Below are 17,118 nucleotides of genomic sequence, written 5' to 3'. Positions count from 1 at the left end.
ACCCATTTATTACCCAACTGATGCCTATATATCGGCATTTACTAAAGATACTTTAGCATAAATTACATTAAATATTTACCTGCACAGACTCTACACCATCTACCCGTGCATTTAAAACTTTACCTGTTTTTTTGTTTTCTACTCGTACTTGTTCACCTAAGGTTCCATCCTCTAATGCAACACCCGTTGTTTTTACTCTTAACCCTTTAATATTGGCAAAAATGTTGACAGAGTCGCCTTTGCAAACCATACAAATTTGATTGAGTAGTACTGGCATACCTTCACGAATATTACGTTTACTGCGGCTACCAATAAGTTGTGCAGGATCATCAAGATACTGAACGCGTATAAAGTGCGCAGGGCGCATATCAATACTTAAATGGGATGGAGTAATCACTTCACCTCGTGCTAAATTAGTCGTTGCGACTACAACGGGTGCTGATTCAGTAATTCTGACATGAACGTACTGTGCCCAGTTATCACTATCGTTACATTTTATTTGAATGGTGACTTGACGATTAAAAGGGGGCTCACTTGGCGTTACTAGCTCTGGCTCAGAGTTACAATAGCGATCAGGTATGCGGCTATCTAACGGTAATGCGCTAAACTGTATTTTGTTATCATTTGTAGTCACTGCTTTTTGTGCAACATAAGATACAGCCATTTCTTGAAGTGATTCTTTACTAAATACTTGAGCCTTTAGTGGCAAAGTGAAGCAGAGGCTAGCAAGAAAATAAAAAACACTGTATCTTCTGATTTTTTTTAACAAACTCATAATGTTTCGACTATGCTTATGGTTGCAAACAGGGTATAAATATTTTGCGTCAGAATTTAGACGCCCCCGTTGTGTTATGACGCTTTATTAATTGAAAGCAATTATCGTTCCTTATATTTGTTTTCTTAGGAGATTTAAATGGCCGGTATTTTAGACTCAGTAAACCAACGTACTCAGTTGGTTGGGCAAAACCGCTTAGAATTATTGTTATTTAAGCTTAACGGGCGTCAGCGCTTCGGCATAAATGTGTTTAAAGTAAGAGAGGTATTACAATGCCCGCCTCTTACTAGTATGCCAAAGGCTAATGCTTATATTCGAGGTGTTGCACATATCCGTGGCCAAACTATTTCGGTGATTGACTTATCTATGGCTGTAGGTGGCCGTCCTATAAAAAATATAGAAGAAGGTTTTATTATCATTGCTGAATATAACCGTTCAGTTCAAGGATTCTTAGTTGGTGGCGTTGAGCGGATTGTTAACATGAACTGGGAAAAAATACTGCCTCCGCCATCAGGTGCGGGGCGTTATTCTTATTTAACAGCCGTGACTGAAATTGAAAATGAGTTAGTTGAGATTCTCGATGTTGAGCAAATTTTAAACGAGATTTGTCCAGTAAATACAGAGGTTAGCGCAGATGTTGCGGCTCAGGCTCAAGGTAGTATGCAAAAAGATTTGGGTGAGCGTATAGTATTTATAGCCGATGATTCGGCCGTGGCACGAAATCAGGTTAAACGAGCGTTAGAGCCTTTAGGCGTAACTACTGAACTTGCTAAAAATGGTAAAGAAGCTTTAATAAGACTAAAAGAAATTGCAGAGCTTGATTGTGTTAACGATATTACAGAGCGAGTAGGGTTACTTATTTCAGATGTAGAAATGCCCGAAATGGATGGTTATACGCTCACTGCAGAAATTAAAGCAGATCCCAAACTTGCACCACTGCATGTGATTTTACATACTTCATTAAGTGGTGTTTTCAATCAAGCAATGATTGAAAAAGTAGGGGCTGACGATTTTATAGCGAAATTTAATCCAGACGAGCTTGCTACAGCCGTTAATAAGTGGGTTCATTGTGATTAATAAACATAGGTGTTATTGATTTGACTAATAAAGATTTGCAGCAAACAGAATACGATCAATTTCGCTTATTTTTAGAACAACAGTGCGGTATTGTTTTAGGTGAAAATAAGCAGTATTTGGTTAAAAGCCGCTTGGCACCATTAATGTCTCGGTTTAATGTTGAATCGTTATCTGAACTGGTTAGCAAAACACTTGGCGTACATGAGCGTCAATTGCGCGCTGCTGTTGTTGATGCCATGACAACCAACGAAACATTGTGGTTTAGAGATCAATACCCATTTGAGTTGCTCAAAACCAGATTATTCCCTGAATTTAAAGCGCTAAATAGACCATTAAAAATATGGTCTGCTGCGAGCTCTTCAGGGCAAGAACCTTATTCAATTGCTATGTCAGTGGCTGAGTTTCAATCAAGTAGCCCTGGTGTTTTAAAAATGGGTGCACAAATAGTGGGTACTGATATATCAAATACCATGCTAGATATGTGTAAAAACGCTGAATATGATGCATTGGCACTGGCTCGCGGGCTATCTGCTGATCGTCGTAAGAAATTTTTTAAAGATAGCGGCAATGGTATGGCACAAGTGGTTGACTCTTTGAAAAAGCAAGTGAGCTTTAGGCATTTAAATTTGCTCGACTCGTACGCCTTGATGGGTAAGTTCGATATTATATTTTGCCGTAATGTTTTAATATATTTTTCACCTGAGGTGAAAGCCAAAATAATTGCACAATTTTCTCAAGCACTTAACCCTAAGGGGTATTTATTTTTAGGTGCGTCGGAATCTATGTCTGGTTTGAGTACCGAATTTGATATGGTACGTTGTAACCCCGGCATTATTTACCAAAAGAAATAACGAATATTAAGATATACCCCCTCCTAAAAACGGCGCTGTAGCGCCGTTTTTTGTTTTTATCATCACTACTTTCATTGCTGGCTTACTTATTGCTTTACTGATACTAAGTCAATTTTTTGGAGATAGTTATGGCTATCAGTTTTGATAAAGCATTAGGCGTGCATCCGCATGCGATGTTGATCCGTTCGCAAAGAGCAGAAATGCTCGCCACTAATATCGCAAATGCTGATACGCCCGGCTATAAAGCAAAAGATATCGACTTTGCCTCAGCATTAAAAACGGCAAAGTCTAACCAACTAAGCGGCAATACGATGGTAAGAACCAACGAAAAACACATTGCCGGTGGTACCCGTTTTGTAGGTGGAGATGAATTATTTCGTACGCCAAATCAAACAGATACAGGTGATGGTAACTCTGTTGATATACAAGTGGAACGGAACTTGTATACACAGAATGCTATGGAGTATCAGGCCAGTGTCCAGTTTCTTAATGGTAAATTTAAAGGCCTGAAAAAAGCCCTCGGTAGTCAAGGAGCCTAATTATGAGTTTATATAATGTGTTTGATATTGCAGGTTCGGGTATGAGCGCGCAAAACGTGCGATTAAATACCACCGCAAGTAATATCTCTAATGCCAATACAATTAGCTCTTCACAAAATGAAACGTACCGAGCGCGACAACCTGTATTTGCTGCGGAGCTAACAAAAGCGTCAGCGTCAGCAAGCAACCCACAGGGCTCTGCCGTTGGTGTGAAAGTGTTAGGAGTGGTTGAGAGTGATAAACCACTACAAATTGAATATAACCCAAACCACCCGAGTGCGGATGAAAATGGTTACATTTATAAACCCAACGTGAATGTTGTTGAGGAGATGGCAAATATGATTTCTGCATCTCGCTCTTATCAGACAAATGTTCAAGTTGCTGATGCAGCTAAGCAAATGTTAAGTAAAACACTGCTGTTAGGTCAGCGGTAACTGAGGGTAGCTCATGAGTAACGATATTAGTACTTCTTCATCCTACATGGACTCTTTACGTTGGCAAGATAAGCAAGTGCCACAAAAAGAAGACAGTGATGCGTTAACCCAAGAAGATTTTTTTTCGTTGTTAACACAGCAGTTGTCATATCAAGATCCCAGCAAACCTGCTGATAACGATCAGATGATTGCACAAATGACAAACTTTACCATGGCTGAAGGAATATCAAATTTGAACTCTAACTTTGATTCCTTAGCTGCGTCGATGACATCAAATTCGGCATTGCAAGCATCAACACTGGTTGGCAAACAAGCTTTGTTGGAGTCGGATACACTGGAGCTTAATGAGTCGGGTGAATCAAGAGGTTCTGTTGTAGCTGAAAAGCCAGTCGATAGTTTAATGATCCGCATTGAAGATGCATCCGGGCAGTTGGTTAAAACTATAGATTTAGGCACTCAGCCTGCAGGAGCCATCCGTTTTGCATGGGATGGTAAAAATGAAGCGGGTGAACGGCTACCACCTGGTGAATACAACATCAAAGCAGAGGGTAGTACAAATGGGGAATTTTCAAGCCTCCCATTAGCTACATTCAAAAATATTGAAAGTGTTAATATTAACGGCTCAAGCGGCATTATTATTAATACTAAAGAAGGTGCGGTTAGGCTGACTGATGTCGCAGAAATCGCGTAATAGATTTTATGTATTTTTTTAGCCATCAGGCTAAATATTTTTAGGTTAGAGGTTAATTATGAGCTTTAATATTGCATTAACAGGCCTTGCTGCCGCACAAAAAGATTTGGATGTTACCGCCAATAACATTGCCAACGTAAACACCACTGGTTTTAAAGAGTCTCGCGCCGAGTTTGCTGATGTATACGCATCATCAGTATTTAGCGCCGGTAAAACAAAAAATGGTGATGGTGTGCAAACGACCATGGTTGCCCAGCAGTTTCATCAAGGGTCGCTGCAGTTTACTAATAACTCACTGGATTTAGCGATCACGGGTGAAGGTTACTTTGCAACTACTCAAAGTCTGGATTCACAAGACCAAACTTTTACACGTGCTGGAGCATTTAAGCTTAATAAAGACAATTTCGTTGTTGATGCCAAAGGTAATTTTTTACAGAGCTTCCCTGTTGATGAGGTTACCGGAGATACAACCTCAGTAAGTCTTAGTACTTCATCTGCATTACAAATACCAGACTCTTCTGGTTCACCACGCTCTACAAGTAACGTATATACTTCTTTCAACCTTGACTCACGTAAAGATGTTGTGGCAGTACCGTTTGATGCAACAGACAGCAGCACATATACTGCATCTACATCGACTACAACTTATGACTCTTTAGGTGAGCCACATGTTTTACAATTCTTTTTTGTAAAAACAGCGCCTAATGAATGGCAGGTACATGGCACGCTAGATAAACAACCGTTTGATGCTACTGGTGCTGCAACGGCAACACCAAGCCCTCTAAGTACCTTTGGGTTTGATGCAAGTGGTTTGCCTGCAACTACCAATGGCGTTCCAAATGTCGGTCCAACCTTTACTGATGTTAATTTAACCGGGGCTAATTTAAGTGGCCTATTAAGTAATGGTGCTCAGTTTAGTGATATAGCTATTAACTGGCGCGACGAAGCGAATACATCAAATAAAGTTCCAAGCCAGTTTGCGAGTCGCTTTGAAGTAAAAGCACTAGAGCAAGATGGTGCGACAGTAGGTCGCTTAGCGGGTATTGATATTGGTACTGATGGAAAAGTAGTTGCATCGTACAGTAATGGTGACTCAACTTATTTAGGTCAAGTAGCCATGGTTAGGTTTGCAAACTCACAAGGTTTACAACAGGTGGGTGATACTTCATGGAAAAAAAGTTTAACCTCAGGTGAGCCGATTGCGGGTGAGCCGGGAACAGGGACTTTAGGCAAAATTAATTCTTCAGCCCTCGAGCAATCAAATACAAACTTAACCACAGAGCTGGTTGATTTGATTAGTGCGCAGCGTAACTTCCAAGCAAACTCTCGTGCGCTTGAAGTGAATTCAACACTGCAACAAAATATCTTACAGATCCGATAATCATATTTTGACTTATAAAGGCTGCTTAATGCAGCCTTTTTTATTCCTCTCTTAAAATCTTATTCATGCTTTAATTTAATTTGGCACTTATATTGCATTTACTCATATATAGATTTCTTAATGAGTCGATGTTATGGATAAAATGGTCTACATAGCCGCATCTGGCGCTAAACAAAGCATGCAAGGGCTTGCTCTTAAAGCCAATAATTTGGCAAATGCAAACACCACTGGGTTTAAATCTGATTTTGCGCAAGCGCGCTCAATGCAGGCTTTCGGTGAAGGTTTGCCGACTCGTGTTTTTGCTATGCAAGAGCGTCCAGGATCAAACATGACATCGGGCGGTGTTGTCGAAACAGGTCGCAGCCTTGATATTGCTATGAGCGATAACGCCTGGTTGAGTGTTCAGGACGCCTCTGGTAATGAAGCTTATACAAAAGTGGGTTCGTTAAATATAACGGCTGAAGGTATGCTAACTACCAGCGACGGTCGTCAAGTTATTGGCGAAGGTGGGCCAGTCATATTACCTGTACCGATTGAAAAAATTGAATTTAGCAAAGATGGCACTATTCAAGTTCGCCCTCAAGGTGCACCGGCTAACTTTTTAGAAGAAGTTGATCGCCTAAAAGTGGTTGATGCAAACAACGCCACGCTTGAGAAGGGTAACGATGGTTTATTTAGAGCTAAACCAGGCGAAATAGTTGAAACATCAGCCAATGTACAAGTATTAGGTGGCACATTAGAAAAATCGAATGTAAATCCTGTGCATGAAATGGTCGATATGATCAGTCACCAACGCCAATTTGAATTACAAGTAAAACTGATGAAAACAGCTGAAGAGATTGACGAACGTCAAGAGCAGCTGATGCGCATCGTTTAACTTTAACGTGAGGGTATTATTATGAATCCAGCATTATGGATAAGTAAAACAGGGCTTGACGCTCAACAAACTGATATATCGGTTATATCAAATAACTTAGCGAACGCCAGTACAGTAGGTTACAAAAAAAGCCGCGCTATTTTTGAAGACTTGCTTTACCAAAATATTAATCAACCAGGCGGTCGATCATCGCAAGATACCGAAATGCCGTCAGGCTTAATGCTCGGTGCGGGTACTAAAGTAGTAGCTAACCAAAAAAACTTTTCGCAAGGTAATATGCTCACTACTGAAAATTCATTGGATTGGATGATTTCTGGTCCTGGGTTTTTTGAAGTACTGCAACCAGATGGCAATATTGCATATTCGCGAAACGGCCAATTTACTACTGACGGCGACGGGCGTGTTGTGACCTCGGGTGCTGGTTATGTTGTTCAGCCTGAAATGAATGTACCTGACGATGCACAGTCGATCACCGTATCTCAAGATGGTGAAGTGTCAGTTCGCGTAAAAGGTCAGGCCGAAAACGTGGTTATTGGTCAGATCACGATTAGTGATTTTATTAATCCGTCTGGCCTTGAGCCTATAGGGCAAAACTTATATACCGAAACCGCTGTAAGTGGTGCGCCTGTTCAAGGTAATCCGGGGGTTGAAGGTTTAGGTACGATTATTCAAGGTTCACTTGAAACATCAAATGTAAATGTGACCGAAGAGTTAGTTAATTTGATTGAAACGCAGCGCGTTTATGAGATGAACTCAAAAGTGATCTCAGCCGTTGATGAAATGATGAGTTATATCAATCAACAGTTATAGTTTTGGGGGATTGTATGCGTAATATTATGTTATTTACAGTAGGGACTTTACTATTAAGTGGTTGTGTAGCTACACAAAATAATGAGGTAGTACAAGACGATCCCTATTATGCACCTATGTATCCAGAGCCTAATATGGAGCCAGTAGTCGCAACCGGCTCTTTGTTCAGTACTCAATTATCGAATGATCTTTATGCCGATAAAAAAGCACTGCGAACAGGCGATATCATTACTGTTAAATTACAAGAGTCAACCCAAGCGACTAAAGCAGCTAAAACAGAAACGGATAAAGAAACCGATGCCAGCCTCGACCCTGTGATTGGCTTAGGTGGTTTACCGGTAAATATTGGCGGCGATAGCATTCAATTTGGTATTGGCAGTGACTCCTCATTTAAAGGTGACTCAAAATCAAATCAATCAAATAGCTTAGTTGGCGATATTTCGGTTAACGTAATGCGAGTACTACCAAATGGTAATTTAGTGATTCGCGGTGAAAAATGGCTAACGTTAAACACCGGTGAAGAATTTATTCGCTTAGAAGGGTTAGTGCGTCCACAAGATGTCAATGCCGATAATACCGTTGAGTCTAATCGAATTGCGAATGCGCGTATTCAGTACTCAGGTAAGGGCCAAACACAAGAGGCACAAAGCCCAGGTTGGTTAACGCGTTTCTTTAGTAGCTCATTGTTTCCCTTTTAGAGGACATTCGACATGAATGGTTTTAAAGTTTTTTGTTTTATGGTGCTACTAGGCTGGCAATTTACTGCCAGTGCTGAGCGAATTAAAGATGTGTCTATGGTCGAAGGGGTGCGCTCAAACCAATTAGTGGGCTATGGCTTAGTTGTTGGTTTACCAGGCACCGGTGAGCAAAGCCGTTTTACCGAGCAAAGCTTTAAAGGCATGCTTAATAGTTTTGGTATTACGTTACCTTCTAGTTTAAAGCCAAAAATTAAAAATGTTGCAGCGGTTGCTGTTCATGCTGAACTCCCCCCATTTAGAAAGCCAGGGCAAACCATAGATATAACTGTATCATCGATTGGCAGCGCAGGCAGCTTGCGCGGTGGCACATTACTACAAACATTCTTAAAAGGGGTTGATGGTAATGTTTACGCCATCGCTCAAGGCAGTTTAATTGTAGGTGGCTTAGGCGCTGAAGGCCTTGATGGTAGTCGCGTTGTGATTAATACGCCAACGGTAGGACGTGTACCAAATGGTGCAACCGTTGAACGTGCTGTTAAAAGCCCATTTATGCAAAACGACTATATTACCTTTAATTTAAACCGTCCTGATTTTACTACTGCTAAACGTTTAGAGAAAACCATTAATGATTTAATTGGTCCAAATAGCGCTCAAGCACTCGATGCAGCTTCTATTCGCGTTATTGCACCTCGTGATGCCTCGCAGCGCGTATCGTACTTATCAACTCTTGAAAACTTAGAATTTAAACCAGCGGATACTTCGGCAAAAATAATTGTTAACTCACGTACCGGCACCATTGTTATAGGTAAAAATGTAAAATTACAACCTGCGGCAATTACCCACGGTGGTTTAACAGTAACGATTGCGGAACAACAAAATGTAGCGCAGCCAAATCCTTTAGCAGAGGGTGAAACCGTGGTTACTCAGCAAAGTATTATTGATGTTGATCAGGATGACTCACGCGCTTTTGTATTTGACCCTGGTGTAAGTCTTGATGACTTAGTACGTGCAATTAATGAAGTTGGCGCTGCCCCTGGCGATTTAATGGCGATTCTTGAAGCACTTAAAGAAGCTGGTGCAATTAACGGTCAGCTTGTTGTAATTTAACCTTTAAAAAACACCGTTTAATATTTTATTGCGGTGTTTTTTACTTTTTTTTCCTGCTTACTCCCACCTTTGAAAATCTCGCTGGCTCAATTATTGCATTATCTAGATATTATTAATTATTGTGTCAAAAAGCTGATGGAAACAAATCATCTAGATAAGCAAAACTTTTTTGATTTAGGCAACTTAGACTCTTTGCGTCGAGATGCTTTAAACAGCGGTGACGCATCAACCGATGCATCTAAAGCGGCGTTAAAAAAAGCGGCGGCACAATTTGAAGCTATATTCACCCAAATGCTGCTTAAAAGTATGCGTAAAGCCAATGAGGCTTTCGAAGATAAAGAAAGCCCGTTTAATGCTAGTGGCGTTAAGTTTTTTGAAGAAATGCACGACCAACAAATGGCCACAGAGCTTTCATCAAATGGCTCTTTGGGTCTTGCAGATTTAATTGTGCAGCAATTATCGCCAGATGGAAAAAACTTTATGCCAGGCTCTGTTCTTCGCACAACGTCAGATTTCTTTAGTGACCAACGTGCGGGTAGCACCTTACCTCATCAAGAAAATCAAAAGGTCACTGAAAAAGTGCCGCTCGTTGATTCAACTGAAAAAAGCGAACAAAACATAGCGTCTGGCACATTTGAAAGTGCTGAGGAATTTGTGAGCACAGTGTGGGAACACGCAAAAACAGCGGCTAAAAAAATTGGTTTAAATCCGGCGGTTATGGTCGCACAAGCGGCATTAGAAACTGGCTGGGGTAAACATATTATTAGTAAAGGTGATGGTAATAGCTCAAACAATTTATTCAATATTAAGTCAGATAAAAGTTGGCAGGGTGAAAAGGCCAGTAAGGTCACTTTAGAATTTGAACAAGGTGCTGCAGTTAAAAAGCAAGCAAGCTTTAGAGCGTATGACTCGATAAAAGATAGCGTGAATGATTTTGTGGATTTTTTAACACAGAACCCGCGCTATCAAGATGCATTAAACAATACGGCAAAGCCGCATAAATTTTTAGACTCTTTACAGCAAGCTGGTTATGCAACCGACCCTAATTATGCAGACAAAATAAAAAGAGTGCTGAACAGTAACGAATTGAAGAATATCGCCACAAGCGTGATCCGCCAGGGAGTAGAGTAACATGTCGTTTAATTTATTAAACATTGCTAATTCAGGAATAAGAGCAAACTCTGAGTTATTGCAAACGACAAGTAAAAACATCGCAAATGTTAATACCGAAGGGTATGTACGTGAGCGCACCGAGTTTACCACCATGATTGATAATCAGGTAGGCCGTGGCCAAACGTACCGGTTATTGAATGAGTTTGCGCAAAAGCAATTAAATCGAGATACTTCAAATAAAAGTTTTTTTGATCAATTTGTTAGTGAAGCGAGTCGGGTTGATCAAATTTTTTCAGAAAAATCAAACAGCTTATCAACTAGTATCAACTCAATGTTTAATAACGTGCAAGAAGCCCTTAATCAACCTTCATCAACGGTTGCTCGTTCATTGGTGATGAGTGATGCACAAAACCTGATTGACCAAATGGATCGGCTTGCAGGTATCGTATCAGAGCAAAAAGCAGTGGTTAATGAGCAATTAGAGATTTTTTCAGAAGAGGCGAATACGTTAATCGAAAGTATTAGTTCGTTGAACCAAGAAATTGCGGGTGTTCATGGTACCAAAAACGAAGCTGATGCGAGCTCTGCTTATAATGAGCGTGATAAAGCAATACGTGATTTATCTGAGCTAATTGATATAGAAACACTTGATGGCCCTAATGGTGAAAAACAAGTGTTTATGGGCACAGGCGAAGCCGTTGTTATGCAAAATGGGTCATTTAACTTGTTTTCGATTAGTGGCGATCCTGATGCTAACTTTAAAGAGCTACGCTTAGATGTAAATGGCGGTAAGGCTGTGCCACTCGATATAGACCCTACTAAACTCAAAGGTAAAATTGGCGGTTTATTAGCATTTAGAGACGATATTTTGGTGCCGGCACAAAATCAAATTGGCCAGATGGGTATTGCGCTTGCTGATTCGTTTAATCAGCAAAATCGTTTAGGTATGGATGCAAACGGTGAACTCGGAGGGGATATTTTTGATATCCCAACAGTCAGTGCTTTTGTTTATCAAGCCAATACCGGAACAGCTAATATGTCAGCAACCGTTGAGGCTGGTAAAGGCAGTGAACTGCCAGCCAGTGATTTTGTGATCACCTATACGGGTAATCCTAACGAAGTAAGTATTCAGCCAATTGATAATAAAGGTGAACCTTTAGGTGCAGCCTCTTTAGCAATTATTCCACCCAGTGGCATTATCGACTCAGCTGCTATTACTAGCGGAGAGGCGTTTGGCTTAGAGCTTAATATAACGGGAGCTGGTAATGCCGGTGACCAATTTCAGGTAAAACTTAACAGTGGCGCGGCTGGCAATATATCGCTGACAACAGGTCGAGGTGAGGACATTGCATTGGCCTCCCCAATTAGAACAGCAGACGGCCTTGATAATACAGGTACAGGGACTATTTCACCGGGTAATGTTACCGATGTAACCACTGGCAGCTTTAGTAATCCTTTGGGTTTAGCAAATGGCCCTATTAGCATTGTTAAAACAGCCAATGCTAACGAATATCAACTTACTGATGGTAATGGCACAACTACGTTTACAGTTACACCGCCTGCTAACAATATACTCGCTCAAGCCGGTGCACCATACGATGGTTATGGTTTTGACTTTAATATTGAAGGCGTACCAGCAATGGGCGATACCTTTAATTTAGAATTTAATGAAGGCGGTTTTGATGATAACCGCAACGGCCAAAAACTTGCTGACTTACAGAATACCGATTTAGTACGTCAAAATGTAGTAGCGAGCGCATCAGCTGATAATCATAAAACATTGAATCAGGCCTATGCTGGATTAGTCACCGATGTTGGTGTGGTAACCAGTCAAGCAAAAACCAATGGTGCTGCATTTGATGCTTTAGCACAACAATCAGAAGCCTGGTACGAATCGTTGTCGGGCGTAAACTTAGATGAAGAGGCGGCTAATTTGCTGCGCTTCCAGCAATCCTATGCTGCTTCTGCACAAGTATTAACTGCAGCGAGAGCTATTTTTGACACCTTATTGAGTGCGGCGAGGTAATTATGCGTTTATCAAATAATTTAATGTATCAAAATAACATTAATAAAATACTTGAGAATCAACAAAATGTAGCTGGTGCGCAGGAGCGCGTTAATACAGGTCAAAAATATTTGAGTACCTCTGAAAACCCTGCTGCTATTTCGCAAGGTATGTTGTACACCAATAAAATAGAAACTAATGAGCAGCTGACGAAGAATATTAATCAGCTAAAAGGGCGTTTAGAAACCGAAGAAAGTTTATTGCAAGGTATGAACGACACTATTTTAGAAGCGCAAATGTTAACTATACGAGCGGGCAATGGTTCGTTAGATAAAGGTGATTTGGCTTCAGTTGCCAGTGAACTAAAAGAATTGCAAAAATCACTGCTTAATTTAATGAATAGTCAATCTGAAGGAGGGAAATACCTTTTCTCTGGCTATCAAGACGATATTCAAACTTATACATTTAATAGCACCAATGGCAAATACGAATATCAAGGCGATCAAGGCCAACACGAAGTGACGATCGCAAAAGGCGTTGAGATCAAATCAAGCGATAATGGCTTCAATGTATTTGAACGAGTTGATGCGCGACTCGATGTAGTTTCAAACGATGGAACGCCAACAGGCGGCATTACCGCTGGAACTGTTTATGTTGAAAACCAAGGCGAGTTTGACCGTTTTCATAAAGATAATTATAACTCAGATCCAGATCCGCTTATTTCTCCAACGATCAATACCTATAATGTTAATGTGATCCCTGGGGCGACCCCTTCAGCGCCAGATCAATATGAAATATTACGTGATGGTAATCCTCTTGTACCACCCGTTACGGGTGAAGTAACCGATGAACCGATTGAATTTGCAGGTATGGAAATTCAACTTGAGGGGGCAGCACCAGGACAGCTTGATTTTACTCTTGAAAAACCAGGCAAAGAAAATGTACTTAATACGCTAGAAGATTTGATCATTAGCCTAAATGACGAACAACTTGATGAAACGCAAATTAACCAAGCATTATCTGATGGTTTAATTCAGCTTAAAAATGCTAGTGAGCAAATTGTGTTTACTCAGGCTGGTTTAGGTGGGCGTATGAATGTAGTTGAGCGTGTTACCGACTCAAACAGTGCTCTAGATATTAATAATCAAGAAAACAGATCTAGCCTAATTGAGATTGATGCCGCTGAAGCCATCAGCGATCTCACTAAACATGAGTCTGGTTTACAGGCTTCACAAGCGACTTTTGGTCGCTTGGCTAAACTTTCATTATTTGATTATTTATAAATACCATCCAAGGCAGGTTATTACTATACGAGAAAAGTAGGTAATAACTTGCCTTAACGAAGCGGCAAAAAACTGTCACCCCCCTTTTTTCTCCTGTCAAAAAAATGCTAACTTCTGATTTTAAGTATCAATAAACGCTATTTATTTATTAAAAAACAGTTATTTAACTATTTTTTATTAGTTGGCACAACTAATGCATTCAACTGGTTATAGAAAGTGTGGTTTTTGCTTAAATATTTTGAACCACATTCTGATTGAAACTAGGAGATGGTAAAATGGCTTTAAGCGTAAATACAAATGTTGCATCACTTAATGGGCAACGCAATCTATCTAAATCTAGCATGGCACTTGAAACTTCAATGCAGAGACTATCATCTGGTTTGCGTATTAATAGCGCAAAAGACGATGCTGCAGGTTTACAAATTGCCAACCGACTAACGTCTCAGGTTAATGGCCTAACGGTTGCTCAGCGTAATGCCAATGATGGTATTTCTATGGCGCAAACTGCTGAAGGTGCGATGCAAGAGTCAGCAAACATTTTACAACGTATGCGTGACTTATCACTGCAATCAGCCAATGGGTCAAACAGTGCAGTTGACCGTGCATCACTGCAAAAAGAAGTAGCAGCCCTGCAACAAGAGCTTACTCGAATTGCAGACACTACCAAATTTGGTGGAACCAGCTTACTTGACGGTACATTTGGTACAAAACAATTCCAAGTAGGTGCAAATGCGAATGAAACCATTAATGTAAGCTTACGTAATGTAGCAGCAGACTCAATTGGTGCGCATGAAATTAAAGGACCTGGCAACGCCGCAGATGCAAATACTAAGCTTGGCGATGTACAAACTGTTAACTTAGCAACAAATCATGGTACAAGTGCGGACACGGTTAATATTAACGGTACAGATATTGTTATTGCTGGTGGTTCTGGTGCGGCTGTTATTGCAGATACTATCAACAAGTCAGGCGCCGGTGTGGTTGCAGAGGCTAAAATTGATACCACTTTTGCTGGGATCACATCGGACAGTAAAGGTGTGATTGAAATTAAGAAAAATGGCTTAGTTGAGAAGTCATTTGACTTAGGCAATTATGGTGGTGAGATGGAGCGATTAACAAATGACATGCAACAAGCAGGTTATGATGCCATTTACGACCCTGCAACTGAAGAGATTGCTTTTAAAGCCACAGATGTTGATGGTATTGATATCACAGGCACTGATCAAAGTGGCTTTACTATAGGTGGAACTGCAGTAACCAGCACAGCGAACTCATTTAGTGTGTCCGCAGAGCTAAATTTATCATCAGCGAATAAAATAGGTATTTCAGGGACCACTGCGAATGAATTATTTGGTACAGGGGCTGCTGCAATACAATCATCAGGCGGTACTAGTTCATTAACAAGTATTGAGAGTGTTGATATTTCAGGCGCGACTTCAGATGGTGCGCAAGACGCGATTAAAGCAATTGATGCAGCATTAGCGCAAATTGATGCTCAACGAGCTGACTTAGGTGCGGTGCAAAACCGCTTTGGTTTTACTATTGCCAACCTTGCTAACGTATCTGAAAACGTATCGGCTTCGCGTAGCCGTATTCAAGACACTGATTATGCGCTTGAAACTGCAACGTTGACTAAAAATCAAATCATGCAACAGGCAGGTACTACTATCTTGTCGCAAGCAAACCAGTTACCACAGGCTGCATTAAGCTTGTTAGGTGGTTAATAATAATTAAAATTAAAAAAGCCAAGTATTTATACTTGGCTTTTTTGTTTGTATTTCAATCAACTAAAAGTTTTTACTGTTTTTTTAAAAAAAAAGCTAAAGGTAATTTTATAACAGCCGTTAACTTAATTAGAACGGAGCTTGAACAGGTTTTTATTGTGATGGCTCTTGGTTAAAATCAATTAGTTACATTACGAAAGTAATCAGGAGTTATAACATGGCTTTATCAGTAAATACTAACGTTGCATCAATAAATGCACAAAGAAACTTATCAAAATCTAGCGATGCGTTAGGCACATCAATGCAACGTCTTTCATCTGGTATGAAAATTAACAGCGCGAAAGATGATGCGGCTGGTCTACAAATTGCTAACCGTCTATCTTCACAAATTAATGGTTTAGGTGTTGCTCAGCGAAACGCTAATGACGGTATCTCAATGTCGCAAACCGCTGAGGGTGCGATGACAGAGTCATCAAATATTCTACAACGTATGCGTGACTTAGCACTACAATCAGCGAATGGTTCAAATGATGCTGATGCACGTGCGGCCCTTCAAAAAGAGGTAGGCGCATTACAACAAGAATTAACGCGTATTGCAGAAACTACTAAATTCGGTGGTACTAGCTTATTAGATGGTTCATTTGGTACTAAGCAGTTCCAAGTGGGTTCAAACGCTAATGAAACAATCAACGTAAGCCTTCGTGACGTATCTGCTGATGCTATCGGTGCGAATGAAATCAAAGGTGCGGCAACATCGACAGTTTCTGCGCTTGGGGATGTTCAAACGGTTAACCTAGCCGGTAATATTGTAACTTCAGCAGATACATTAAGTATCAATGGCACAGATGTATCTGTTGGTGCTAACCAAGGTGCGGCAACAATTGCTGATACAATAAATTCATCTGGTTCTGGTGTAAATGCCGAAGCTAAACTTGAAACTACAATTGGTGCTATCAAAGCTGGAAGTTCATCAGTAATTGAGATTAAAAAGGGTGCCACTGCAGTTGATTCATATGACCTAGGTGACTTTGGTGGTGATATGGCGCGTCTTGCTAATGAGATGCAAGCTGATGGTTATGATGCTGTTTTTGATGAAGCTAAAGATGAAATTACGTTTAAAGCGACAAATATCGATGGTATTGATGTTACTGGCGCTGGCGATACAAGTGCTTTCACTATCGGTGGTCAAGCTGTTGCTAGCACCGCAGGTTCGCTCAGCGTTTCAGCAGAGCTTAACTTAAGCTCTGCAGATAAAATTGGTATATCTGGTACGAGCGCAAATGAACTGTTTGGTAAAGGTGCTGCAGGTGCTGATATTGCATCTACAGGTGGTACAAGTGAGTTAACTTCAGTTGAGTCTGTGGATATCTCAGGTGCGACTTCAGCTGGTGCGCAAGATGCGATTAAAGCAATCGATGCTGCTCTTGCTCAGATTGATGCACAGCGTGCAGATTTAGGTGCGGTACAAAACCGCTTTGGCTTTACCATAGCAAACCTTTCAAACGTATCAGAAAACGTATCAGCTTCTAAAAGCCGTATACAAGATACCGATTACGCTGCAGAAACAGCTAAGCTAACGAAAAACCAGATTATGCAACAGGCTGGTACAACAATCTTAGCTCAGTCTAACCAGTTACCGCAGGCAGCACTTAGCTTATTAGGTTAATTTAACAATAAGCTCTATACTTTAACTACTAAGGAAGGGGTAACCCTTCCTTTCTTGTATAGGTATAAAGCTTTATATCGCTTTATA

General features: G+C 40.6%; 16 protein-coding genes. 15 read left to right on the top strand and 1 reads right to left on the bottom strand.

The genetic code is table 11. The features are described 5' to 3' along the window. Window positions 1–67: 67 nt before the first annotated feature. The gene (flgA, locus tag FHG08_RS15275; RefSeq protein ID WP_178956430.1) at window positions 68–775 is read right to left on the bottom strand and encodes a flagellar basal body P-ring formation chaperone FlgA; all 708 of its coding nucleotides are present in this window, start codon (window positions 773–775) and stop codon (window positions 68–70) included. A 138-nt stretch (window positions 776–913) separates the two neighbouring features. On the opposite strand from flgA, the gene FHG08_RS15270 reads away from it, so the two are divergent. The 15 genes from FHG08_RS15270 (at window position 914) to FHG08_RS15200 (ending at window position 17,031) form a co-directional block, all read left to right on the top strand. Continuing rightward, on the top strand, window positions 914–1,852 hold the full coding sequence (locus tag FHG08_RS15270) for a chemotaxis protein CheV (protein ID WP_138605267.1): 939 nt from the start codon (window positions 914–916) through the stop codon (window positions 1,850–1,852). A 20-nt stretch (window positions 1,853–1,872) separates the two neighbouring features. Beyond that, complete coding sequence (locus tag FHG08_RS15265) at window positions 1,873–2,703, top strand: protein-glutamate O-methyltransferase CheR (RefSeq protein ID WP_138605268.1); 831 nt, start codon at window positions 1,873–1,875, stop codon at window positions 2,701–2,703. A gap of 128 nt (window positions 2,704–2,831) precedes the next feature. Continuing rightward, window positions 2,832–3,242 carry a flagellar basal body rod protein FlgB gene (flgB, locus tag FHG08_RS15260; protein WP_138605269.1) on the top strand — a complete coding sequence of 137 codons (411 nt, stop codon included), beginning with the start codon at window positions 2,832–2,834 and terminating at the stop codon, window positions 3,240–3,242. A gap of 2 nt (window positions 3,243–3,244) precedes the next feature. Further along, window positions 3,245–3,676 carry a flagellar basal body rod protein FlgC gene (gene flgC, locus FHG08_RS15255; RefSeq protein WP_008113068.1) on the top strand — a complete coding sequence of 144 codons (432 nt, stop codon included), beginning with the start codon at window positions 3,245–3,247 and terminating at the stop codon, window positions 3,674–3,676. A gap of 13 nt (window positions 3,677–3,689) precedes the next feature. Next, window positions 3,690–4,367, top strand: coding sequence for a flagellar hook assembly protein FlgD (locus FHG08_RS15250; RefSeq protein WP_178956429.1), 678 nt, complete (start codon window positions 3,690–3,692; stop codon window positions 4,365–4,367). Window positions 4,368–4,425: 58 nt separating this feature from the next. Then, a complete protein-coding gene (flgE, locus tag FHG08_RS15245) occupies window positions 4,426–5,748 on the top strand; it encodes a flagellar hook protein FlgE (protein ID WP_178956428.1) in 1,323 nt (440 codons plus the stop codon). A 133-nt stretch (window positions 5,749–5,881) separates the two neighbouring features. Then, window positions 5,882–6,625 (top strand): flagellar basal body rod protein FlgF, encoded by a 744-nt coding sequence (locus tag FHG08_RS15240; RefSeq protein ID WP_131691416.1) that lies wholly within the window; start codon window positions 5,882–5,884, stop codon window positions 6,623–6,625. 21 nt (window positions 6,626–6,646) lie between these two features. Beyond that, a complete protein-coding gene (gene flgG, locus FHG08_RS15235; protein ID WP_010387879.1) occupies window positions 6,647–7,435 on the top strand; it encodes a flagellar basal-body rod protein FlgG in 789 nt (262 codons plus the stop codon). Between the two features lie 14 nt (window positions 7,436–7,449). Beyond that, window positions 7,450–8,133 (top strand): flagellar basal body L-ring protein FlgH, encoded by a 684-nt coding sequence (gene flgH / locus FHG08_RS15230; protein WP_010387881.1) that lies wholly within the window; start codon window positions 7,450–7,452, stop codon window positions 8,131–8,133. Window positions 8,134–8,145: 12 nt separating this feature from the next. Further along, the gene (locus FHG08_RS15225) at window positions 8,146–9,240 is read left to right on the top strand and encodes a flagellar basal body P-ring protein FlgI (protein ID WP_178956427.1); all 1,095 of its coding nucleotides are present in this window, start codon (window positions 8,146–8,148) and stop codon (window positions 9,238–9,240) included. A gap of 135 nt (window positions 9,241–9,375) precedes the next feature. Then, on the top strand, window positions 9,376–10,371 hold the full coding sequence (gene flgJ, locus FHG08_RS15220) for a flagellar assembly peptidoglycan hydrolase FlgJ (RefSeq protein ID WP_178956426.1): 996 nt from the start codon (window positions 9,376–9,378) through the stop codon (window positions 10,369–10,371). A gap of 1 nt (window position 10,372) precedes the next feature. Further along, window positions 10,373–12,379 carry a flagellar hook-associated protein FlgK gene (gene flgK / locus FHG08_RS15215; protein WP_178956425.1) on the top strand — a complete coding sequence of 669 codons (2,007 nt, stop codon included), beginning with the start codon at window positions 10,373–10,375 and terminating at the stop codon, window positions 12,377–12,379. Window positions 12,380–12,381: 2 nt separating this feature from the next. Next, window positions 12,382–13,641: a flagellar hook-associated protein FlgL gene (gene flgL, locus FHG08_RS15210; RefSeq protein ID WP_138605275.1), complete on the top strand. Its 1,260-nt coding sequence runs from the start codon at window positions 12,382–12,384 to the stop codon at window positions 13,639–13,641. Between the two features lie 275 nt (window positions 13,642–13,916). Then, on the top strand, window positions 13,917–15,365 hold the full coding sequence (locus FHG08_RS15205) for a flagellin (RefSeq protein ID WP_138605276.1): 1,449 nt from the start codon (window positions 13,917–13,919) through the stop codon (window positions 15,363–15,365). 217 nt (window positions 15,366–15,582) lie between these two features. Next, the gene (locus tag FHG08_RS15200; RefSeq protein WP_138605277.1) at window positions 15,583–17,031 is read left to right on the top strand and encodes a flagellin; all 1,449 of its coding nucleotides are present in this window, start codon (window positions 15,583–15,585) and stop codon (window positions 17,029–17,031) included. The last annotated feature ends 87 nt before the right edge of the window (window positions 17,032–17,118 follow it).

The organism is Pseudoalteromonas sp. Scap03 (assembly GCF_013393115.1).
In the GTDB taxonomy this organism is placed as follows: domain Bacteria; phylum Pseudomonadota; class Gammaproteobacteria; order Enterobacterales; family Alteromonadaceae; genus Pseudoalteromonas.
This window is presented reverse-complemented; position numbering and strand designations above follow the sequence as displayed.